Annotated in this window: 20 protein-coding genes; 3 read left to right on the forward strand and 17 right to left on the reverse strand. The window is 54.4% G+C overall.

The annotated features are described in order from the left end of the window. Nucleotides 1-122: 122 nt before the first annotated feature. The 8 genes from ACTQ52_RS07460 to ACTQ52_RS07495 all read right to left on the reverse strand — a co-directional run bounded on the left by ACTQ52_RS07460 (nucleotide 123) and on the right by ACTQ52_RS07495 (nucleotide 9,237). Nucleotides 123-1,214 carry a SufB/SufD family protein gene (locus ACTQ52_RS07460; protein ID WP_441982224.1) on the reverse strand — a complete coding sequence of 364 codons (1,092 nt, stop codon included), beginning with the start codon at nucleotides 1,212-1,214 and terminating at the stop codon, nucleotides 123-125. 11 nt (nucleotides 1,215-1,225) lie between these two features. After that, nucleotides 1,226-2,644, reverse strand: coding sequence for a Fe-S cluster assembly protein SufB (gene sufB / locus ACTQ52_RS07465; RefSeq protein WP_410043458.1), 1,419 nt, complete (start codon nucleotides 2,642-2,644; stop codon nucleotides 1,226-1,228). An 18-nt stretch (nucleotides 2,645-2,662) separates the two neighbouring features. Beyond that, nucleotides 2,663-3,406: a Fe-S cluster assembly ATPase SufC gene (sufC, locus tag ACTQ52_RS07470; protein WP_441226341.1), complete on the reverse strand. Its 744-nt coding sequence runs from the start codon at nucleotides 3,404-3,406 to the stop codon at nucleotides 2,663-2,665. Nucleotides 3,407-3,655: 249 nt separating this feature from the next. Continuing rightward, nucleotides 3,656-4,543: a radical SAM protein gene (locus ACTQ52_RS07475; RefSeq protein WP_441982297.1), complete on the reverse strand. Its 888-nt coding sequence runs from the start codon at nucleotides 4,541-4,543 to the stop codon at nucleotides 3,656-3,658. A gap of 127 nt (nucleotides 4,544-4,670) precedes the next feature. Beyond that, nucleotides 4,671-6,023 carry an ATP-binding protein gene (locus tag ACTQ52_RS07480; protein ID WP_441982225.1) on the reverse strand — a complete coding sequence of 451 codons (1,353 nt, stop codon included), beginning with the start codon at nucleotides 6,021-6,023 and terminating at the stop codon, nucleotides 4,671-4,673. 150 nt (nucleotides 6,024-6,173) lie between these two features. Continuing rightward, the gene (locus ACTQ52_RS07485; protein ID WP_441982226.1) at nucleotides 6,174-6,932 is read right to left on the reverse strand and encodes a S1 RNA-binding domain-containing protein; all 759 of its coding nucleotides are present in this window, start codon (nucleotides 6,930-6,932) and stop codon (nucleotides 6,174-6,176) included. Nucleotides 6,933-7,278: 346 nt separating this feature from the next. Then, nucleotides 7,279-8,529 (reverse strand): hypothetical protein, encoded by a 1,251-nt coding sequence (locus ACTQ52_RS07490; protein WP_441982227.1) that lies wholly within the window; start codon nucleotides 8,527-8,529, stop codon nucleotides 7,279-7,281. 42 nt (nucleotides 8,530-8,571) lie between these two features. Continuing rightward, nucleotides 8,572-9,237 (reverse strand): hypothetical protein, encoded by a 666-nt coding sequence (locus ACTQ52_RS07495; RefSeq protein ID WP_441982228.1) that lies wholly within the window; start codon nucleotides 9,235-9,237, stop codon nucleotides 8,572-8,574. A gap of 486 nt (nucleotides 9,238-9,723) precedes the next feature. On the opposite strand from ACTQ52_RS07495, the gene ACTQ52_RS07500 reads away from it, so the two are divergent. Beyond that, nucleotides 9,724-10,209, forward strand: coding sequence for a peptidylprolyl isomerase (locus tag ACTQ52_RS07500; RefSeq protein ID WP_410043454.1), 486 nt, complete (start codon nucleotides 9,724-9,726; stop codon nucleotides 10,207-10,209). Between the two features lie 209 nt (nucleotides 10,210-10,418). After that, complete coding sequence (locus tag ACTQ52_RS07505; protein WP_441982229.1) at nucleotides 10,419-11,294, forward strand: ROK family protein; 876 nt, start codon at nucleotides 10,419-10,421, stop codon at nucleotides 11,292-11,294. An 87-nt stretch (nucleotides 11,295-11,381) separates the two neighbouring features. Here the strand turns inward: ACTQ52_RS07505 and ACTQ52_RS07510 are convergent, their stop codons facing one another. From ACTQ52_RS07510 to ACTQ52_RS07530, 5 genes are all read right to left on the reverse strand, one after another. Beyond that, the gene (locus ACTQ52_RS07510; protein ID WP_441982230.1) at nucleotides 11,382-12,002 is read right to left on the reverse strand and encodes an AAA family ATPase; all 621 of its coding nucleotides are present in this window, start codon (nucleotides 12,000-12,002) and stop codon (nucleotides 11,382-11,384) included. Nucleotides 12,003-12,140: 138 nt separating this feature from the next. Beyond that, nucleotides 12,141-13,496, reverse strand: a complete 1,356-nt coding sequence (locus ACTQ52_RS07515) for a Na+/H+ antiporter NhaC family protein (RefSeq protein ID WP_441982231.1) — start codon at nucleotides 13,494-13,496, stop codon at nucleotides 12,141-12,143. 81 nt (nucleotides 13,497-13,577) lie between these two features. Further along, the gene (gene codA / locus ACTQ52_RS07520) at nucleotides 13,578-14,843 is read right to left on the reverse strand and encodes a cytosine deaminase (protein ID WP_441982232.1); all 1,266 of its coding nucleotides are present in this window, start codon (nucleotides 14,841-14,843) and stop codon (nucleotides 13,578-13,580) included. 267 nt (nucleotides 14,844-15,110) lie between these two features. After that, nucleotides 15,111-16,379 (reverse strand): chloride channel protein, encoded by a 1,269-nt coding sequence (locus ACTQ52_RS07525; protein ID WP_441982233.1) that lies wholly within the window; start codon nucleotides 16,377-16,379, stop codon nucleotides 15,111-15,113. Nucleotides 16,380-16,477: 98 nt separating this feature from the next. After that, nucleotides 16,478-17,296: an MBL fold metallo-hydrolase gene (locus ACTQ52_RS07530; RefSeq protein WP_441982234.1), complete on the reverse strand. Its 819-nt coding sequence runs from the start codon at nucleotides 17,294-17,296 to the stop codon at nucleotides 16,478-16,480. Between the two features lie 129 nt (nucleotides 17,297-17,425). Between ACTQ52_RS07530 and ACTQ52_RS07535 the strand changes: the two genes are divergently transcribed. Further along, nucleotides 17,426-18,331: a TIGR01212 family radical SAM protein gene (locus tag ACTQ52_RS07535; RefSeq protein WP_441982235.1), complete on the forward strand. Its 906-nt coding sequence runs from the start codon at nucleotides 17,426-17,428 to the stop codon at nucleotides 18,329-18,331. Between the two features lie 109 nt (nucleotides 18,332-18,440). On the opposite strand, the gene ACTQ52_RS07540 is transcribed toward ACTQ52_RS07535, so the two are convergent. The 4 genes from ACTQ52_RS07540 to ACTQ52_RS07555 form a co-directional block, all read right to left on the reverse strand. After that, nucleotides 18,441-19,343, reverse strand: a complete 903-nt coding sequence (locus ACTQ52_RS07540; protein WP_441982236.1) for an NAD(P)-dependent oxidoreductase — start codon at nucleotides 19,341-19,343, stop codon at nucleotides 18,441-18,443. Nucleotides 19,344-19,463: 120 nt separating this feature from the next. Then, the gene (locus ACTQ52_RS07545; protein ID WP_441982237.1) at nucleotides 19,464-20,258 is read right to left on the reverse strand and encodes an aspartate dehydrogenase domain-containing protein; all 795 of its coding nucleotides are present in this window, start codon (nucleotides 20,256-20,258) and stop codon (nucleotides 19,464-19,466) included. 124 nt (nucleotides 20,259-20,382) lie between these two features. Then, nucleotides 20,383-21,600, reverse strand: a complete 1,218-nt coding sequence (gene fliB, locus ACTQ52_RS07550) for a flagellin lysine-N-methylase (RefSeq protein WP_441982238.1) — start codon at nucleotides 21,598-21,600, stop codon at nucleotides 20,383-20,385. 33 nt (nucleotides 21,601-21,633) lie between these two features. Beyond that, the gene (locus tag ACTQ52_RS07555; protein WP_441982239.1) at nucleotides 21,634-22,296 is read right to left on the reverse strand and encodes a zinc ribbon domain-containing protein; all 663 of its coding nucleotides are present in this window, start codon (nucleotides 22,294-22,296) and stop codon (nucleotides 21,634-21,636) included. Nucleotides 22,297-22,397 lie beyond the last annotated feature (101 nt).

Here is a 22,397-nt window from a genome sequence, read left to right on the forward strand (position 1 = left end):
ATGTGGCATTCAATCTTGAGTAAGTTCTAACTCGAGATCATAGTAGATTTTGAAAAGCACCCTTTGGGGAGCTCTGTTAGAGTTACCCTTTTATAGCCACTGATAAAAAAGGTAATTTTCTGCTAATCTATGCTTGACTTTTCATAGCTGGTCTCCTTATGGCCCTTGAGTTCCTCGAACACACGGTCACGTGTCACGGCATCCGGAATCTTATGGATCACCGAATCGATCCGGGCACCGGCCATCATCTCGTAGACCTCGGCCTCTGTCATACCTCTCGACTCGAGGTAGAACAGCAGGGCCTCATCGATCCGGCCGATGGTCGCACCATGGTTACCCTCGACGTCCTCCTCGTCACAGAGGATGACCGGAATCGTCTGGTTGATTACGTTGTCATTCATCAGCAGCACATCCTCGAGCTCGTTTCCGAGGGCACCCTTCGCGCCTCTCCGGAGGTCGATCGTGCCACGGAAGAGCTTATGTGCCTCATCGCGAAGCACGCCCTTCACATCGATCGCGCACTCGGTCTTCCGGCCGATGTGGTTCGCGATGTAGTTCATATCGAGATGCTCCTGCTGCTTCAGGAGATAGCCGATATCGGTCTTCAGGGTACTGTGTGCACCGACGAGGTCGGTACGGGAGCCCTGGTAGGTGTCTGCGCCGCCGAGGATGAGCTCGATCTGCTCGAAGCCGGCATTCTCCTCGGTCTTCGCGGCCACATCGTTCAGGAAGCGGAAGCCCTGGCCGAGCCGCTGGATCTGCACAAGCAGTACGTGGGCGTCCTTCGCCACATGAATCTTCGTCTGTACGGCTGCGAAGCCGGCGGCCTCTGCGGCGGAGCGGAAATCCATCACGACGACGAGGTCACTTCCTTCGTCTGCGTCAATGTAGACGGTATTGACGTCTGCACAGTCCTTTTTATACTCGAACTCGATATGCACCGGCTGTGCGGCCTTCTGCTGACGGCCGATCTGAAGCTTCAGAACATCCGCGTCCGAATGCTTCATATAGGTATCGAAGTCATAGCCCATACCGCCGGCGATATCCTGGATCTCTGTATAATCCGTCACCGTTGCGGTCACATCGGCTGTCCGGGTCACCATCGGATTTCCTTCGACCGTATCACCCGGTACCTTCACATCTGCGTCGTTCATCCGGAGCCAGTTATAGGTCGGTGACGGCAGAACATTTACTAAAAGCTGATTTTCCTTCATCTCTGCCCTCCTTAACCGATCGCGCCCTTCATCTCGAGACGGATGAGGTTGTTCATCTCAACGGCATACTCGAGCGGGAGCTCCTTCGAAACACTGTCTGCGAAGCCGGAAACGATCAGCGCACGTGCGTCCTCCTCGGAGAGACCACGGGACATCAGATAGAATACGGCATCGTCGGAGATACGTCCGATCTTCGCCTCGTGTCCGACGTCGGCATCCTGGGTGCGGACATCCATCGCCGGGATGGTGTCGGAACGGGAGATGTCGTCGAGCATCAGGGACTGGCAGGAAACCGCCGCCTTCGCGTGCTTCGCCGAGTTGTTGATGACGACGGAGGAACGATAGGTGCTGATACCGCCATCCTTACTGATGGAACGGGTGTTGATGTAGGAGCTGGTATTCTTTCCAGTATGGACGACCTTCGCACCGGTATCGAGGTTCTGGCCCTTTCCGGCGAAGGTAACGCCGGTGAACTCCATATGGGAGTTGTCGCCCTTCAGGATGGTCATCGGATAGAGGTAGGAAACATGGGAGCCGAAGGATCCGGATACCCACTCCATCGTGCCGCCCTCTTCGACGATGGCACGCTTCGTGTTCAGGTTATACATATTCTTCGACCAGTTCTCGATGGTCGAGTAGCGAAGCTTCGCGTTCTTACCGACATAGAGCTCGACGCAGCCGGCATGCAGGTTCGCGATGTTGTACTTCGGTGCAGAGCAGCCCTCGATGAAGTGGAGCTGTGCCCCCTCATCCACGATGATCAGGGTATGCTCGAACTGTCCGGCGCCCGGGGCGTTCAGACGGAAGTAGGACTGCAGCGGGATCTCGACGGAGACGCCCTTCGGGATATAGACGAAGGAGCCGCCGGACCAGACCGCACCATGGAGTGCCGCGAACTTATGATCCGTCGGCGGTACGAGGTGCATGAAGTGATCACGGATCATGTCCGCATACGGACCGTGCAGGGCCGACTCGATGTCGGTATACACGACGCCCTGCTCCTCGACCTCCTTCTGGAGGTTATGGTAGACGAGCTCAGAGTCGTACTGTGCGCCGACGCCGGCGAGTGACTCACGCTCGGCCTGCGGGATACCGAGCTTCTCGAAGGTGTTTTTGATGTCCTCCGGAACCTCTTCCCAGTCCGCGGTCATCTTCGTCTTCGGCTTTACGTAGGTCACGATGTTGTTCATATCGAGGCCGTCGATGCTTGGGCCCCACTGTGGAACCTTTTTCTGATTATAAATTTCAAGTGACTTTAAACGGAAGTCCCGCATCCACGCCGGGTCTCCCTTCTTCTCAGAGATCTCGAGGACGATATCCTTCGTCAGCCCCTCCTGGATCTTGTAGAAATCCGTATCCTTCTCTTCGTAACGGAAATCATACATGGAGCGGTTGATGTCCTGAACCTCTGCCTTTTCCTTATTTGCCATAGATGCTGTCCTCCACGCTTACTTGTTCAGGAAATCCACGAAGCCGTTCTCGTTGATGCGGTCGACCATCGATGCGTCGCCCTCGGCCTTCATCTGGCCGCTGACGAGAACGTGCGTCTTATCGACCTTCAGGGACTCGAGGATTCTCGTGGAGTGGGTGATGATGATGAGGGCACCGTCCATGGACTTCTGGTACTCCTCGACACCCTTACTTACAGTACGAACCGCATCGACGTCGAGGCCGGAATCGGTCTCGTCGAGGATCGCGAGGGACGGCTTCAGCATGAGGAGCTGCAGGATCTCTGCCTTCTTCTTCTCACCGCCGGAGAAGCCGACATTGAGATCACGATCGGCATAGCTCGGATCCATATCGAGGACCTCCATCGCCTTCTTCATCTCCTTCTTGAAGTCCCAGAGGCGGATGTGCTTGCCGGTTCTCTGCTGCAGAGCCGAGCGGATGAAGTTACCGAGGGTGATGCCCGGCACCTCGAGCGGGTTCTGGAAGGACAGGAACATACCGAGCTTTGCTCTCTTATCAGTCGGCTCCGTCGTGATGTCCTGGCCGTTGAACAGGATCTGTCCGCCGACGATCTGGTACTGCGGGTTGCCCATCAGTGCGTTTCCAAGGGTGGACTTACCGGCACCGTTCGGTCCCATCAGGACATGGGTCTCACCTCTATTCACTGTCAGATCGACGCCGTGGAGAATCTCCTTCTCCTCGACCTTCACCTGAAGATTCTTGACATTCAGTAAATCTGCCATATTCATTCCTCCATAAGAGCCCCGGGGTGCGGGGCGTGCATTCTATTCATGTAGAACATGATCACCGTACGACTGTGTCGCCTCCACAGGGCATACGGGAATATATGAAAAGCTGCTGATGTCCGGTCAGATGGTGCCGGATATCAGCAGCTTTGATTATAGCCCAGCGGATTCGCTTCCGCAACAAGATTTCCTAGTTTCCCTATAGGATTACGTACTAAATCGGGTGCACAGCACCCGACATCTCTTCTAGACACCCTCTGCATCCCATTTTGGGACGAAGCTCTCTTTCGCGACGCTGCCTTCCTGGATGAAGGCGTTGGTGACGCCTTTTTCGAGGGCGTAGTCGATGAGGCGTTCGTACTCACGGCGGGTGACGCGGCGGTTGATCTCCGGCCACTTTTCGAGGCGCGGGAAGGGGGTGAACTGGTGCATGAGGCTGAGGTAGACCTGGTCGCCGTAGCGGTCATACACGTAGTCGACGACGCGTTCTGCGTTATGGACCATCGACGGCATGAGGAGGTGGCGGACGATGACGCCCTTCTGCATCATGCCGCGTTCGTCGAAGACAGGCTCCGGGCACTGGCGCACCATCTCGGCGAGGCTTTCCTGCGCGCGTTCCGGGTAGTCTCCGGCACCGGAATACTTCTGTGCCTTCGCGCTGTCCATGTACTTGAAGTCGTCGAGGTAGATGTCCGCGAGGCCGTCCAGGCGGCGGATCAGCTCGGTCGTTTCATAGCCGGAGCAGTTGATGACGAAGGGGATCTTCAGTCCCTGCACGCGACTCCGCTCCATGGCCTGCGCGATGAGCGGGATGTAGTGGTCCGGGGTCACGAGGTTGATGTTGTTCGCGCCCTGCGCCTCCAGCTCGAAGAATATCTCCGCGAGTCGCTCGAGGCTGACGCACTTTCCGACCTCCTGGTGGCTCAGCTCATAGTTCTGGCAGAACACGCACTTCAGGGTGCAGCCGGAGAAGAACACCGCGCCGCTGCCTTCCTTGCCGGAGATGCACGGCTCCTCCCAGTAGTGGAGTGCCGCCCGCGCGATATAGAGCTCGGAGCCGACGCCGCAGACGCCCTTCTGCCCCGCGTTCCGGTTCACGCCGCACTGGCGCGGACAGAGCCGGCAGTTCTCCATCGTCGGTTCGCTGGTCCGGCCAATGCTGTCGGCCTCTGCGGGTGCACTGCGCGGTGTCGCGTCCGCAGGCGCTGCGGTCGGGTGAAATCCGGACGGCGTGTGATCTGATGTAGGCATTGGCCCTGTACTATGCGTTTCCATCCGGTCTCGCTCCTTCCAGTTTACGGAACTGCGCGTTGCGACGATTCTCCTCCGCATTCCGGCGCGCCTGCTCAGACTTCGGCTGGGAGTCGATGCGGGCCTTCTCCTTCTCCCGCTCCTGCTGGCGGCGAAGCTCATCCTCGTGGGCGATCTCCTCCTCGTTCATGACGCCGATCTTCAGGTCGTCCTCATCCTCGTACCACTCGAGGAAGCTGTGCTTCACGTGCTGACGCTTGTAGCCGAGGATCTTGTTCAGGCTGACGTTTTCCATCGCGCTGAAGATGTTCCGCTCGACGTACGGATTCGTTTCCTTCAGCTTCTCGATCAGCTTCTTCGTCTCGAGACGCTTCGAGCTGGTCTGACCGTCGGTATGGCAGGTCGCGCAGGTCTCGGTGAAGTGGCAGGCGCACTGGATGAAGTTCAGGCTGTTGTAGTCACGCCAGTGCTTGATTTCCGCCTCACGGATAAGGTAAAGCGGGCGGATCAGCTGCATGCCCGGGAAGTTCGTGGAGTGGAGCTTCGGCATCATCGCCTCGTACTGTCCGGCGTAGAGCATGCCCATGAGGACGGTCTCGATGACGTCGTCGAAGTGGTGGCCGAGTGCGATCTTGTTGCAGCCGAGGCGCTGGGCTTCCTTATAGAGGTAGCCGCGGCGCATGCGGGCGCAGACGTAGCACGGGGACTTCGGGATGTTGTAGACAGAGTCGAAGATGTTCGTTTCGAAGATCGTGAGCGGGATGCCGAGAAGATCCGCGTTCCGTTCGATGACCTTACGGTTCGCTTCGTTATAGCCCGGGTCCATGCAGAGGAACACGAGCTCGAACGGAATCTTGTTATGGCGCTTCAGTTCCTGAAAGAGCTTCGCCATGAGCATCGAGTCCTTGCCGCCGGAGATGCAGACCGCGATGCGGTCGCCCGGCTCGACGAGCTGATAATCGCAGATGGCCTTCACGAACATGCCGAAAAGGTTCCGCTTGAACTTCTTGCGGAGGGACTTCTCGATGTCGTCGCGGCGCTGCTCGGAATCCATGTCCTTCTGGATCTGGCGGAGCACCCACTTACCGTAGCCGCCGGCGAGGCTGTAGGCCTCATAGCCCTGCGCGCACAGGTCCTCGGCTGCCGTCAGGGAGAGGTCACCATACTTACAGTACAGTACGACACGCTTATCCTTCGGGATGCTGTGGTTCCCCTCGGCGATACGGTCGAGATCCACCCGAAGCGCATCCGGCATCTTGCCCGTCTGAAAATCCTCTTCTCTCCGCACATCAACCAGGTGATAGCTCTCCCGTGGCCACTGCTCGAGCTCCTCCGCCGTCACTTCCTTCGCTGTATACTCCATCTGTTTCCTCTCTTTAACAAAATCATCATGCATTCATTCCTGTTCCGCTATTATACCCATATGCACTGAAATAGAAAGCATAAATCATAAAAAATCAGCCACGCATCCTTTCGAATACGTGACTGATGAAAAATCAAGCTGTCTGCATCATCAGAACTTGATGCCGCTCTTCTTCATGATCTCTGCGAAGGAAGAGGTTGCTGCACCGGACTCCTTATAGTTTGCACGGAAATCCTCGCGCTCCTGCTTCTCCTTACGCTCCTGCTTCTCAGCCTCGAGTGCCTTCATGGAAAGGGAAATCTTACCATCCTTGACGCCGATAACCTGAACCTTTACGGTCTGGCCTTCCTTCAGCACATCTGCCGGAGACTTCACTCTCTTGTTGGAAATCTGAGAAACGTGCAGAAGACCGGTCACGCCATCTCCGAGATCGATAAATGCACCATAGTCCTTTACAGTCTCAACCGTACCCTCGGTTACGAGACCTGTCTGGATCGCAGCTGCCTTCTCTGCTCTTACCTTCTCCTGCTCATCACGGAGAACATCACGTGCAGAAAGAACCAGCTTGTTGTTCTCTGGCTCAGCCGTGATGACACGGACAGTCAGCTTCTTGCCTACCCAGTCCTTCAGCTCCTCATCCTTTACGAAGCCGAGTGAAAGCTTCGATGCCGGGATGAATGCTCTCAGGCCATCCACGCTTGCGGTCACACCGCTCTTCACAGCTTCGTTTACCTCTACCTCGAAGCTGGTCTTGTTCTGGAAGTCATCGAGGATCTTCTCCCACTTGCTCATGTCCACGCGCTTCGCATTTGCATGCTGCTTGAACGATGCCTCAAGCTCCTCCTTGAAATCATCCATGGAAGGGATCTTCTCTTCCTTTGCTTCCTCGATCTTGATCTCGTCTGCCATAGTCTATGGTACCTCTTTTTCTTAATAATGCGTGCCCCGAAGGCTCACTCGGTATACTATACCACAAACCGGCACGTCGCTACAAGATGGGATGGCGAAAATCCGAGTGCTTTGGCAGTGCCCTTTTAGTCTTTTGGGAATGTCCCAGGAGGGCCGGCAACAGAAGCACAGTACTCCGAGGGACACTCCCTATACTGCTACGTATTCACCTTGATGATCCTCTCATTTTCTGAGAAAAGATGCCGCACGTTCCGGATTATACAATCTGGTCGTACGACAGCTTACTCTATTTCACTATTACATCCCTTAGCTTGTTATAATCAGAGACGCTTCGGTCTATTCACTTTTAACGGACATCGATCATGACACCCTGTTCGTTAAATTCAATGGTGTGACCGTTCATCACGACGGTTCCGGTATAGAAGAAGCCCATCGGATTTACCCAGTGTGCATACATCTGGCCGTCAGCACCGAGCTGATAATAAACTTCTGTCTTTCCGGTTGCAAGCGGTGCACCGGTTGTAAGATCTACGAAACATCCTACAGACTGATCACCGGTTTTAATCACAAGCATCGGAGCCTGTGTCACTGCATGTACCTGACCATCTGCCGTGGCAATGCTCTTGCCATCTGCAGAAACCGTTCCAACGCCTGTAAACGTTGCACCTGCGACATCACCGTTGACGTTACGGATGATGATGCTGTTACCATTACCGGTCTGTTCCGAAGTACTTACAGTTGCCTGCTTATCTGCGATTTTTACAACTGCATTTGTATTATGCGTGCCGTTTGAATCAGAAGTCGTTGTTGCTACAGTTGCACCACTGGCAGACGGGATTGTCTGTACATTAGTAGAAGTCACACCTGGGCGACTACTGCTGGAAGATCCCGAGGAACCTGAAGATGAGCTCTCAGATTTCTGAATCGCAGATAATACTGCACTCAGCTGAACTCCACCACCTCTCGGAACGGTCAATGTATATGTTCCGTCAGAATTTTTACGTAATACCGCATCACCATTCTTTACAGAATCAACCTTGTATCCATCACTTGCCTGTACTTTAATGGTAATCTCCTCGGTCTCACGTGCTGTATCGAAACCGGAAATCAGACGCGTGTTAGAAAGCTTGATCGTACCATTATCGACCTTGTCTGTACGAATGATGTAGTTGATGTTCTTTAAAAGTTCTTCTGCAGCCTTATCATTTGCTGTATTTTCTTCCTTAAAATCTTCGTTCGTATAATCGGTTTTGTAATCCACGCCACGTACAATCGTATCCGTATCACTCGTCACCTTCCAGACTGTGATATCGCCACTACGTTTATCACCATATGTATTGGTTGTCACATTATCATTATCATCGAACTCTGTATCCGTAGCTTTCGATATAATGATAGCCGCTTCTCCACCCGATAAAGTTCCGTTTACTGTTACATTCGCTTTACCATCAATGCCCAGCAGCTTTAAGCCATATGCAGAACCTCTGACATCTCCGTTAACATTCGTGTTTGATTCCGACCCTTCATATGCATATTGTAATGAGATGCCTGTTCCCCATTTTTGAGAGGTAGCAGTAACATTACCATTTACTGTCACATTTGAATTTTTTTCCGTTTGATTAATATTAACAGCATCAGATCAGCCATTCGAAATTGCAGTAACATCGCCATTGACAGTTACATCCGTACTTTGTGTTTTATCTCCTTCACCAATAATCCAGATACCTGAGACATAAGAATTATCTCTTTTCTTATTATCTCCATAGGCACTTACATTACCATTAACTTCGACAGAAGCTTCTCCGGAACGATTCGTGATAACAATACCACTTCCAGATACCCTTATACTATCATCGTCCGCAGATGTCCTAGATTCAACATCGCCGTTAACCTTGACATTCAGCTTTCCTTTTGATTTTTCTTTATTAACAGTTAATGCTTCAATATTTATTCTTTGACCCTCAGCAGGTTTTCCGGTAACCTTTATTCCTTTCTCGATATTAACAACGTCATCTTCATCGCCGTGATTTTTTGTTACATTTACACCATTAATTGTCGAAGAAACTGTTCCCTTTACCGATATAGAAGAATTTTCACCATAAACACCTGTAGATTTCGATGTAACATTTCCATCTACCTTGATTGACGAATTCGAACTGTCAATACCATATTCTTCTGATTTAATTGATCCATGTACATTAACTGAAGAATTCCCTGAGCTTCTTACTCCAGAACCGCCCGATATCACATCACCAGTGATTTCAGTTTTACCGCCTTTATCAGTACCAACTGCACATTTTATCATACCACTAGGCTGCTGCGCATCACTCGTAACATTTCCTTTTACTGTAACTTCAGAAGCGCTATTATAAACAGCCGAATATTCTCCATTGGCAGTAACATTACCCGTTACTGTAACTTTAGATCCATTTGTGGCCTGTATAGCATTGTCGTTATTTACGACAATATCACCGGTTTTCTCAACAACTTTTCCTTCGTATTCGATGATTGCGTTTGGATCATGTGAATCGTCTTTCTGTACACGCCGAATTCAGCGATCTGATTTGAGAAGCTGGTCTTTATCCGAACTTTGATTTGTGTGCGCCTATTCCGAAATGAGGTGCATCTGCACCTGTTTTCGGAATAGAGTATGTATTATTGTACTGAGAAATTTATGATGGGCTAAAACAGTCCGAAACTGTAATCAGCGAATCTCCCTTTTTCTATTGTTCTGCCTGCGTTTTACTGGTAGAATCCATAGAGATAAATCAATGAAAAGAGGTTTTCAATTATGGCTAATCCAATCGTAACGATTCATATGGACGACGACAAGGATATCAAGCTCGAGCTGTATCCTGAGATCGCACCGATCACGGTAGAGAATTTCGTGAAGCTCGTAAAGCAGGGCTTTTATGATGGTCTGACCTTCCACCGCATCATTCCTGGTTTCATGATCCAGGGCGGTGATCCGGAGGGCAACGGTACCGGCGGCCCAGGCTGGAATATCAAGGGTGAGTTCTCCTCCAACGGCGTAAAGAACGATCTTCAGCACAAGCGTGGTGTGATTTCCATGGCGCGTGCGATGGATCCGGACTCCGCAGGTTCCCAGTTCTTCATCATGCATGCAGATGCTTCCTACCTCGATGGTCAGTATGCTGCTTTCGGTAAGGTCATCGACGGCATGGATGAGGTCGACCGCATCGCTTCCACCCCGACCGGCTGGCAGGACGCACCTGTAGTCGCCGTCACCATGACGAAGGTTACTGTCGAGGAGTAAATCATATCACTTAAAACGCAGAGCCTCCGGAATCCGGAGGCTCTGTTTTTTAGCGATGCTTTATCTTAAGTTTTTCGTAAGGGGGTCTGACCCCATAAACTTCCAGTTTAGAATCTGTTAAGAAAAATTTAATGGGGTCAGCCCCCCCTTACAGAATTCTTAAGACGATCATAAGGGGACTGCCCCATCCAACAGGAGGATATGAAATTATGCTTTACGGAGCTTTAGAGGCCGGTGGCACGAAGATGGTGTGTGCGCTCGGCGATGAAAACGGAACGATTCTCGAGCAGACATCCATCCCGACGACCACACCAGAGGAAACCCTGTCTGCGATTATCGCATGGTTCCGCGACAAGGAGATTGCATCCCTCGGTGTGGCCAGCTTCGGTCCGGTTGATCTTCGCCGAAACTCACCGACCTACGGCTATATCACGACGACCCCGAAGAAGGGCTGGGCCAATGTTGACATCGTCGGCATACTGAAGCGCGCGCTTGGCATTCCAGTCGGCTTCGACACCGATGTCAACGGCTCTCTCCTCGGCGAGGTCACCTACGGACAGGCGCGCGGTCTCACAGATGCCGTCTACATCACGATCGGTACCGGTGTCGGTGCCGGCATCCTCTCCAGTGGTCATCTCGTACACGGTATGCTTCACCCGGAGTTCGGACACATCCCGGTGGTGAAGCACCCGGACGATACGTATGAAGGCCACTGCCCTTACCATGGCAGCTGCTTCGAGGGCATGGCCGCCGGCCCGGCCATCGAAGAGCGCTGGGGGCAGAAAGCCATCACCCTCAAGGATGATCCGAAGGTGTGGGACATCGAAGCACACTACATCGCAGAAGCCTGCACCACTCTCATCATGACCCTGAGTCCGCAGATCATCATCCTCGGAGGTGGCGTCATGCACCAGGCACAGCTCTTCCCGCTCATCCGCGAGAAGGTGAAATCCATGGTAAACGGCTATGTCCTTACCGACGAGCTCGCCGATCTCGATCACTACATCGTCCCGGCCTCCCTCCACGACGACCAGGGCATCATGGGCGCTATCAAGCTTGCAATCGATGAAGTTTATGGGGTCTGACCCCATAAACTTCCAGTTTAGAATCTGTTTAGAAAAATTTAATGGGGTCAGACCCCCTTACGAAATTCTTAAGGTACGTCCGGGCCGTCAATCCAGCTCGAAGCGCTTGATTACGGCGTCTACGAGGTAATCGGCGGTGCCCTCGATGCCGAGCATGCTGCTATCGATCATGATTTCCTTGAAGCGCTGGTCATTCGGGAGAAATCCTGCATAGTGCATGTGATAGTGGTCTCTCGCCTCATCGACGGACTTCATCATCTTCTTCGCGGTGTCCTCGTCGAGATTCAGGTCATGCAGACAGTGCTCCAGCCGCGCCTCGTACGGGGCGTAAATGTATATGCGGATGATATTTGGCTCATCCGCGAGGATGAAATCACCGCAGCGTCCGACGATGATGCAGGAGTCCCGTTCTGCCAGGAACTGTATGATGTTCTTCTGCGTCTCGAAGAGCTTATCCTGCATCTCATCCGCCTGGGTGCCCAGCGGGAACATCATCCGGCGGAAGGAGTTCGTCTTCGCACTCTTCTGCGCCGTCTCCTCGATTTCGTTGATCTTCGATACCGGCAGATTCAGCTTCTTCGCTGCCTCCTCGACGATATCACGGTCATAAAACTCGATCCCGAGCTTCTCACTCATCCGTTTCGCGATCGGACGTCCCATACTGCCGAACTGACGCGCGATGGTGATGATGAACTTTTTCTTTTCCATAGTTCTGCCTCCCTGTATATCCAGTATTCTTTCCCAAAACAGGTTTTTCATTTGATAGTTGACCACTCAGACAGGTGCTCCTAGCTGAGCGGTCACAGCGATACCTGCATAAACCGTACTGCGTCGATGGAACACGCTCTACATTATAACGCCAAGCACCAGGAATCCGATCATCGAAATCGCCGCACCGATCAGTACATACGGAAGCTGCGACGCCGCATGCTCGAGGTTCTCGACGCCGGCACCATTTGATGCCAGCACCGTCGTATCACAGTAGAAGCAGGCGTGGTTTCCGAAGGCACAGCCGGACAGGATCGCGGCCATGACGAGGATGATGTTTGCCCCCACACTCGCACCCAGCGGCAGCAACACCGGCGCCACCAGCGTGCACACGCCCCAGGCATTGGCGATCATGAACGCCAGCAGACCGACGATGATAAACGTAATCATCGGGAACAGTGTGCCGGACATGATCGGCTTGCACACATCGACGAAGAACTCGGTCATCTGCATCTCACTCGCGATTTTCTGGAAGGTCAGTGCGGCGATCAGCAGGATGATGATCGGAAGCATATCCGAGAAGCCTTTTACGAAGGTATCCCAGAACTCCGAGAAGGTCATGATCTTCCCGGCGATGTACATCACCATGCAGACGAGGATGGCGATCACAGCAGCCACGACTAGATCACCCGTCACCACGGCGATGCCGACGAGAATCGCGAGCGGCAGGATGAAGTACCATACGTTGTTTCCCTCTTCCTCGCCATACTCGGACGCGAGATTGTACTTACGGCTCGCATCGCTGTAGGTCTTGCCCGTTTCAGCCACCCGCTGGTAGGCCGTCTTCATTCCCCCAAGCTTCGGGAACCAGCCCATACAGAAGAGGAAGACGATGAGCAGTGCCACGATCGGATAGACGCAGTACGGAATCGTCATCATATAGGTCTGGATCAGGCTGCCCGCGCCGAGCGCCTGTACGCAGTCCTGCTGCAGGAAGATCGCGCCGAAGTACGCCGCCCAGGACGAGAACGGGATCAGCACGCACACTGGTGCGCCGGTGCTGTCGAGGATATAGGCGAGCGCCTCTCTCGGCACCTTCTTCTTATCATAGGAACCTTTCATCGCTGTCCCGATGGACAGCACATTCAGATAATCATCAACGAAGATGATGATACCGAGGGCGAAGGTCGTGAGCAGGGTCTTCCGCTCCGAATTGCAGATGCGCGTGACGATCTTCGTGAAGCCGAAGCTGCCCTTCGACGCGGTCAGCAGCGCCACGAGGCTCCCGAACAGTCCGCAGATCAGGATGACATACGCCTCATCCGCCATCACCTCCTCGAGCGTCGCCACCCACTGCGTGAGAAACGCACCCTTCCACAGCACCAGCGCGCCTACCATCGAACCCGCGATGAGGAACGCCTCACATTTCTTCGTCACGATCGCGCCGACGACGATCACCAGCACGATCAGGGTTGCTATCAGTCCATAACTCATTATTGTGTCCATCCTTTTCCGTATTAAAAAAGCGCCGTGAGACGTTCATCATCTCACGGCGCCCTTGCCCTTAAATTCTGTTTATTTCAGCAGATCGATCGCACCGATCACCTTCGCCGGTTCCTTCTGGAAAAGGTACTCGCCCTTACGGACGGATGCGAGGATGTCTGCACGCTCACAGATCGCGTCGAACTCACTCTTTGCGTCAAGCACAATGAAGTTCGCCGGCTTTCCTTCCTCGATACCGTATCGATCCTGGATGTGCATGGTGATCGCACCATTCGTCGTTACGAGATCGAGATCATCCTGAATCTCCTCCGGTGACATCATCTGCGCGATATGGATGCCATGGTCGAGGATCATCATCATATTGCCGTTTCCGAGCGGATACCACAGATCAGACATCGAATCCTGCGCGAAGCAGACATTGATCCCCTGATCATGGAGCTCCTTCACACGGGTGAGGCCTCGCCTCTTCGGATAGCTGTCCTGACGACCCTCGAGGTAGATGTTCTCGGTCGGGCAGGATATGAAGTTGATGCCGGACTTCTTGAAAAGCTTCATCATACGGAAGGCGTAGCTGTTATCCGCCGAACCGAAGGAGCAGGTGTGGCTCGCCGTCGTCTTCGTACCGATCCCCTCCATCAGGACGAGTGCATTGAGCAGCTCCAGGAAGCGGCTCTGCGTATCATCCGTTTCGTCACAGTGTACATCGATCAGCTTGTCGTACTTCAGTGCCAGCTCGACGGTCTTATGGATCGACTTCTCGCCGAACTCGCGGGCCAGCTCGAAGTGCGGGATCGCACCGACGCAATCTGCGCCCATCTTGAGTCCCTCTTCCACCAGCTCATCGCCGCCCTTGTAGGCATACATGCCCTCCTGCGGAAACGCCACGATCTGAAGATCAAGGATATCCTTCACTTCCTCACGCACCTCGAGGGCTGCCTTGAGACCGGTAAAGCTCGGATCCGTCACATCGATGTGCGTACGGATCGCCTGTACACCATGAAGCATCTCCTTCCGGATACCACGGTAGATCCGCTCCTTCATCTCCGGCACCGTCATGTGTCCCTTCGACTCACTCCAGCGCTGGATACCCTCAAACAGCGTACCCGAACCATTATTCTCGCCGAGACCTGCTGTAAACACATAATCGAGATGCAGATGCGGATCGACATACGGCGGCACCACCAGATGTCCCTCGACATCGATGGTCTCACAGTCCTCGCCACCCAGACTGTTGTCCTCGCTCGTACCCAGCATGATCTTACGGATCATACCATTCTCCACATAAATCGAATTCAGATTCTGCGAACCCTTTAACCTGACATTGATAAACTTCTTCATATCCTGTACCTCTCCTCTTATGAAAACGACCTGCGCATATACACCATGTTGTTACTCCTGCCGGCAGATCCGCTAAAACGCATACTGCATGCGCAGCTCGTACCTGCAGACAGACTCTACCTATGTATACAAAAAGAGCGCTGAGGAAACAACCATCCTCAGCGCCCTTGCCTGTCTTTTCATATGCCCCACATCTTAGCACCCGACATTTCCGGAGTCAACGCCGTGCGGCATGAAGTATTGTTGTATCGATCATAACCCGCCGGCTCAGTGCGTATTCGCGTCGATCTCCGCCGGATCCCACTTGCTGAAGCGGATTTTCTGCGCGCCGTAGATACCGTAGTTACCGGAGAACAGATAAGTGATCGCGATCGCAAGGATGAAGTACGACGACGCGTCGAAGCCGAACATCTCAAACGCGATGAGCAGCGAGGCGAGCGGACAGTTCGTCACGCCGCAGAAGACGCAGGCCATGCCGATCGCGGAGCAGAGCGCCGGGTTCATGCCGGTAAAACTGCCGACCACATGTCCGAAGGTCGCACCGATGAAGAGCGACGGCACGATCTCACCGCCCTGGAAGCCACCGCCGAGGGTCACCGAGGTGAACAGAATCTTCAGCAAGAAGGCATAGAACGCCAGCTTGAACGTCGGATTTTCGATGCAGCTCGCGATGATATTCGAGCCGGTACCGTTATAGGTCTGGTCGCCCACGAGCAGTGTCAGCACGACGATGATTACGCCGGACACCGCCACGCGGATGTAGTCATTCGGGAAGTACTTCTGCAGCAGCTTCTTACTGCTGTGCATCGACGTCGCAAAGAGGATCGACACCAGCGCACACGCCCACGCAAACAGACCAGTGCAGACGGCGTCGCGCACATAGAAGGCCGGTACCGCCGAAAGCAGCATCGCCTCGCTTCCCGGGTTGATCACCTGCGCCACGAAGTGTGCGGTCAATGCAGATACCGCGCATGGTACGAGCGAGGAGTAATACATGACGCCGACGGTACTGATCTCCATCGAGAGCACCGTCGCGGCCAGCGGCGTTCCGAACAGTGCCGAGAAGGCCGCACTCATGCCGCACATGATGGTCCGGCGACGCTCCTCCTTCCGGAAGTGCAGCAGCTGTCCCAGCCCATGACCGAGCGAACCGCCGACCTGCAGCGCCGCGCCCTCTCGTCCGGCTGAACCACCGAAGAGATGCGTCAGCACCGTCGACACGATGATGAGCGGTGCCATCTTCACCGGCACACGCTCACTCTCGCGGATGGCCTCCAGCACGAGGTTCGTCCCCCGCGGCTTCCGCGCGCCGAGGCGATGATAGAACCAGACGATGAACAGACCCGCAAGCGGCAGCAGAAACACGATCCAGGTATGCGCCAGGCGGAAGCCCGTCGCCAGCACGATAGCCTTCGCAAACAGCGCCGACACACCCCCGACGAGGATGCCGGTCAGCACACCGAATCCGATCCACTTGAGCCCCACCAGCAGCTTATATGGCAGCGTCTTCCAGTACGCTACGTAATTTGTTCCCATAACTCTCCCCCTTTTAGCGCCGATCATGGGGTCTGACCCCATTAAATTTTTCTAAACAGATTCTAAACTGAAGTTTATGGGGTCAGACCCCATAAACTCTACAGCTCGATGGTCTCGAGATCCTCCGGTACCACGACGTGGCCGGTATACGACGCCTGCGCCTCTGCCGTATAGAGCTCCTTCCGGCGCGCGATGTTCTTATCCTCCGTATGATAGAGAAGTAGATTCGGCACCTGGAGACTCTGCGCGAGCTCCGCCGCATCCTTGACCGTCGAGTGATGCTTCTCATACGGATGGAAGCTGTCCCGCTCCTCATAGAGGCAGAACGCCTCATGGAGCAGCCAGTCTGCCCCCTTCGCATACTTCTCCTCGAACGCAGCGTTATACGGCTCATCACCACAGCAGCAGATCTTCCGACCCTCGCTCATCTCATAGAGATAGCCGAACTGCTTCGCCTTCGTAGAACCGATATCGAAGAAGGTCACCTTATGCCCATTGATCACACGGGTCTCGCCATCCTCGACCGGAATCAGATGCAGGCGGTCACCGATGAACTTCACCTGACCAGGCTGCAGCAGCTTCCGGGAGATATCATCAAGCAGCTCGATGACTTCCTTGTGGCCATAGATATTGGCCTCCCCCTCGTACTTCCCGGACTTCATGTTCTGCGTGATGAGACGCACCATCCAGATCATACCGGTGAAGTGATCGATATGCTTATGTGTCAGGAAGATTTCCCGCATATCCATCCAGTTGAAGCCCGCATACTTCAGCTGATGCACGATCTGTCCGCCGCCACCGGCGTCCACCATGAAGTACTTCTCCGTCCCCTGCTTCTCCTCATCCGTCAGTACATAGCAGGTATTGTAAACCTCCGACACGAGCGCATTGCCCGTACCCAACATCGTGATTTTCATATCAAAATCTCCTCATAGAATTATTTTCAGCCTATATATTACAACGTTTTTTCACATGAGAAAACCCCGAGGTTTTACCCTCGGGGTTTCCGTCACCCACGGTCGGCGATGCTGTGCTATACTACGCCTATGAAAATCATCACATTATCCGAATATCTAAAAGAAAAATATGGCACAAAGGTCTACAAGCTTTCGCTTCAGTCCGGCTGCTCCTGCCCGAATCGGGATGGCACACTTTCCTATGGCGGTTGCATCTTCTGCTCGGAGGGTGGGTCCGGCGATTTCGCGGCACCGCTGCTTCCGCTGAAGGAGCAGCTCCGGCTCGCGAAGGCACGTGTCGAGGCGAAGCTCCCGAAGAACCGCGCGGAGGAGGAGCAGAAGTACATCGCGTACTTCCAGTCCTATACGAATACCTACGGACCGGTCGAGCGCCTCGAAGCGCTCTATCGGGAAGCCCTCGCACAGCCGGAAATCGTCGCCCTCTCCCTCGGCACCCGTCCCGACTGTCTCCCGGACGAGATGCTCGCGATGCTGCAGCGACTTCGTGAAGCATCCGGGAAGGACATCTGGATCGAGCTCGGACTCCAGTCGATCCATGAGACAACCGCCGAGCGCATCCACCGCGGCTATCCGCTCGCCGTCTTTGACAACGCCTACCACCGCCTGAAAGCCGCCGGCTTCACCGTCATCGTCCATGTCATCCTCGGCTTCCCATGGGAAACCGACGACGACATGCTTGCGACCATCCGTTATCTCAGCGCACTGAATCCGCATCTCGACGGCATCAAGCTTCAGCTCCTTCACGTCCTCCGCGGCACAGAGCTCGGCCGCATGTATGAAGCGGAGCCCTTCCGAACGCTCTCACTGGACGAATACTGTGCACTGGTCGTGAAGTGCCTCCGGCTCCTGCCACCCGACACCGTGATTCACCGCATAACCGGCGACGGACCAAAGCGACTGCTCCTCGCACCGCTCTGGTCCGCCGATAAGAAAAAGGTTCTGAACACTCTGAATCGCGCGATTCACGAAGCCTGACAGAGAAAAAGCCGAAAATTAATGGGGTCTGACCCCCTTCCGAAATTCTTAAGGTGATGGCAAAATGCCCGCGGGGGTCAGACCCCTTGGCCTCCCGTCAGCGAATGCGTCACACCTCCAGCACGCTCCGGATGTTATCCAGCACCTTCCGGCTCAGAAGCTCATAGGCCTGGCAGGTCATGCCGGCACTGGCATTCATGCAGTACACGTTCGGATAGTCCATGACCTCATCTGCGATCTCGCCGATCGCGCCCTTCGTGTCACAGCAGAAGATGTTCTCCGGATCCTCGATCCACTTCCGGAGCGGCTCCATATCGGCCGCCGGTCCGATCGAGGTGTTGAACATGATCTTCCCCTTACCGAGTGCCTCGAACTCTTCCTCATGGAGCAGGATGACGTTCTTATTGAGTGCGGTGATGATGACATCGGACTCGGAAAGCAGGGTCTTCAGATCCTTAAAGTGGAACCCCTGTGCCGTCCGCTCCGGCTTCTCTGCACGTGCGAAATACGAGATATCCGCACCCAGGAACTGAAGGGCATCTGCGGTCATACCACCGGAGGTTCCGAGACCGACGAAGCCTACCTTCAAGCCTGTGATTTCCATCGGTGCGGACTTCCACATTCTGCCTTCATAGCCGTGAAGGAGCTTTACGAGCTGGTAGATCACATACTCTACGACGCCGTGATCACCGTAGTCACGGATGCCCTTCACCTCGATGCCATGCGCACGTGCATATGGGATGTCAACATTGGCACTCTCCTCACTGTAGAGACTGCAGCACATACCGACATAGCGAAGGTTCGGTGCCTGCGTCATGACATCGGCTTCGAGCCGTGAATTCGCAGACAGAAGCACCGCATCTGCACCCCCGATCCGCGCGACGATCTCCTCATCATTCTCCGGAATATCCTGGGCGAGTTCGATGCTTTCAGCGTAGTTCTGCAGCTCCCGGATGCCCGTCTCCGTCAGCGCCACCTTATCGATCGATACAAGTTTTCTAAATTTCTTCATAGCTTACTCCCTAATGAAAGCGCGATGGCCTTCGATCAAATCACGATACCGCATCATCCGACGTCCCCGGTACATGTCCTGCAGGACAATGTTCCGGGCGCGCACGCTGGACCTCCGCGATCAGAAAAACGAAACCGGACTGCTGAGGTTGCGCAGCAGCGCCACGATGGACCAGCCGGCGATGGCAGAGGTGCTGGAATAGATATCCACGATGGCCTTCAGCCCCTCGGTCTCCACGGTAATCTTATGGTCATCACCGATGAATTCCGGTACGGAGGTGATCCGTGCGGTCGCCTTCTCCGGTCCGATGGTCGCGAGGGACTGCGCGACGGCAACATTGACCTTCGTCGGAAGCAGCGCGATCGCATCCTGACAGGTGCCGTAGAACGCCTCGACCTCCTCGGTGCCGGCCATCTCCTCCTTATACACCGGGGTGTTCTGGAGGGACTTCGGTCCCTTGCGGGTCTCGATGCCGGCCTTGATTTCCATGTCACCGGCCTCGGCCATCAGCGCGATGGTCTGGAGCACATCGAAGCCGCCGACCGCACCGTGCGGGATGTAGATGTGTACGCCATGCGCACGTGCAGCCTCCTGTGCCTTCTGATAGAACGCAGCATCCGCAAATGCACCGATGGAAAGCGGGATGAAGTCTGCCCCGTGCTCGAGGGTCGGGATGCAGGCCTCACGGACCATCGCCACCGACGCGGTCTCGATCACCATATCCGGCTTCAGTGCCAGCAGCTCGTCGAGGCTCTCCACCGCCTCACCACCGAGACCCTCACAGAGCTTCTCGGCCGATGCCTTCTGGTGGCTCATCGCACCCGCCAGCGTATAGTCCGTGAGCAGCCCCTTCTTCATCGCGTCTGCGATGATGTTTCCGAGGAAACCACAACCGATAATCGCAATCTTCTTCATAGTCAAAACTCCTTTGTTTTGTATTTTTATTTTATTGTTTATCCATCGATTCTCGAGAATCGATCCTGATCTAAGATGTCAACGGTATGCGCTTATTCACGTACAGTCGCATTCAAATCATATGCTATGCAAGCAGGTAATCCGCGTAGCCCCACGGCCAGACCGGATTCTCGAAGCTGTCGCGGAGATACTCCTCGATCTCATCGCCGTCATAGCCGGTCATCCGCGCGATCAGGATGAGCAGCTCCCGCGCCTTCGGATAGGCGAGCGGTGCGTCTTCGCTCAGGCGCTGCAGCACCATCGCGTGCACGATCAGCACATACTCCATGATCATCCACTCGAGCTGCAGCACCATGTCCCGCAGCGTGCATCCCGGGATCAGCAGAGTGGCGAATGCTTCCGCCACGAGGTAATTCCGGAGAAGTGACGTATAGGAAACCACGACCTCCGCATGCAATGCGCAGATCTCATCCATCCGCGCAGGCTCCGCTTCCTGAAATTCATGACTCAGCTGCTCTGCCATCGCATAGAGTGGATTCAGCAGTCCCTGATAGCGCCCTTCCTTCCGGTAGTTCTCCGTGATATCGAGGAAGAGCGCATTCTGCTCCTCGATCGACGCCTGTGCATCCTTTGGCATCGCGAGAATCATCTCCGTCAGCTTCTCTACATCGGCCTCTTTCAGGCACTCGCCAGGATCGATCGCCCTCATCTTCTGCTCTTTCTCAAGAAGATCGAGGAGCATGAACAAACAACGTTTTAGATTCACTTCGTTCGAAACCGACGCATCCTGTAGCCAGTACATCATGATGTTACGGATTTGAAACAGTTTATCTTTTCCTTTCAGCAGAAACGCCCGGTCCTGATACGGGAGATTCGTGAAGTGCAGTTCCTTTAATGCATACAGACGATCCACGATTTCCGGACAGCAGCTGACCAGCGTCCGCTCCGTTCGATCCGCGAATTCATGCGTTTCCCGCGGAAATACATGACAGGTTTCGGACAGACACTCCTCTCCGTAATCCAGCACCAGGCGACAGAGCTCCGAATCCTCCAGGAACGGGCAGCGCATATTCGGGAGAAGCTCGATGATCTCACCGCCATCCTTCTTCATCACGAACTGGCTTAACTGCGCCTTATCTAAGCTTGATCGGCATGCATGCTTCGGCACACGACCGCTTTCCAGCACCGTCTCCGGCACGCTCAGCTTCCACCAGCGCTTCTTCGTCTCCGGGTCAACCGCGATCTTCCACTCCTTGCAGCAGGTGAAAGAGCATTGCCCACCGATACAGTGGAAATCCCCATAAAAATCCGGCTCAATCACCGGCTTCCTGTTCTCGCTCACGCTTCCTCCTGTTTCGTGTAATCGTCATTTGTCTCACAGTGCGCCGCCGACCTCGAGGAGCATCACCTCATCCGAGGTAAAGAGCATCAGGATGGCGAAAATCGCGAGGAGCACGGCGTGGACGATCGGGTAGAGCGCGTTTCGCTTCATACCCGGGAGCTGCCGTCGCTCGAAAAAGCTCATGACCGGCAGGAAATAGCTCAGGTACATGTAGCGGCTGCTGAACGCGACGCCACCATACATCTCCGGGCGCTGGCTGATCTCCTTCACATCGAGATAGCCGAAGAAGAAAATCAGGCCCTCGAAGATCAGTGCGGTATTCATCAGATTGAACGACATCTTATCCTGCAGCAGATTGATATGATACAGAAAGGCGAGTACGATCGGGAGCACCGCCTGCAGCCATGCGTACTTATCACGCACCCAGCTCTGACGGATGCGCGCCATAAAGCCGCTGCCATGCATCGCTGCAGCGCCACCTGCGTTCGCGCCGCCTGCATTGGCACCGTGCGGCTGCTGGTGTTCACGACGCTTCACGGGCCGGCCACAGCCAGGACATACCGTCGCATCATCCGGCACCTCTGCGCCGCAGTTCGTGCAGACACGCTTCGGCCGGATCTTCACGATCGGCGTGCCACACGCTGGACAGTGACTTGCATAATCTGATATCTCAGCACCACATTTCGGACATTTCATCTACTCACCTCAAATAATGTAACCGTTCAAGCAGGAGGCCCGGAGGGGCGGCAGCGCTGAACTGTTACCGAAAAACAAATGTAGCCTTCATCATAGTATGG

It is taken from the genome of Oribacterium sp. Sow4_G1_1 (genome assembly GCF_052116105.1).
GTDB lineage: Bacteria > Bacillota > Clostridia > Lachnospirales > Lachnospiraceae > Oribacterium.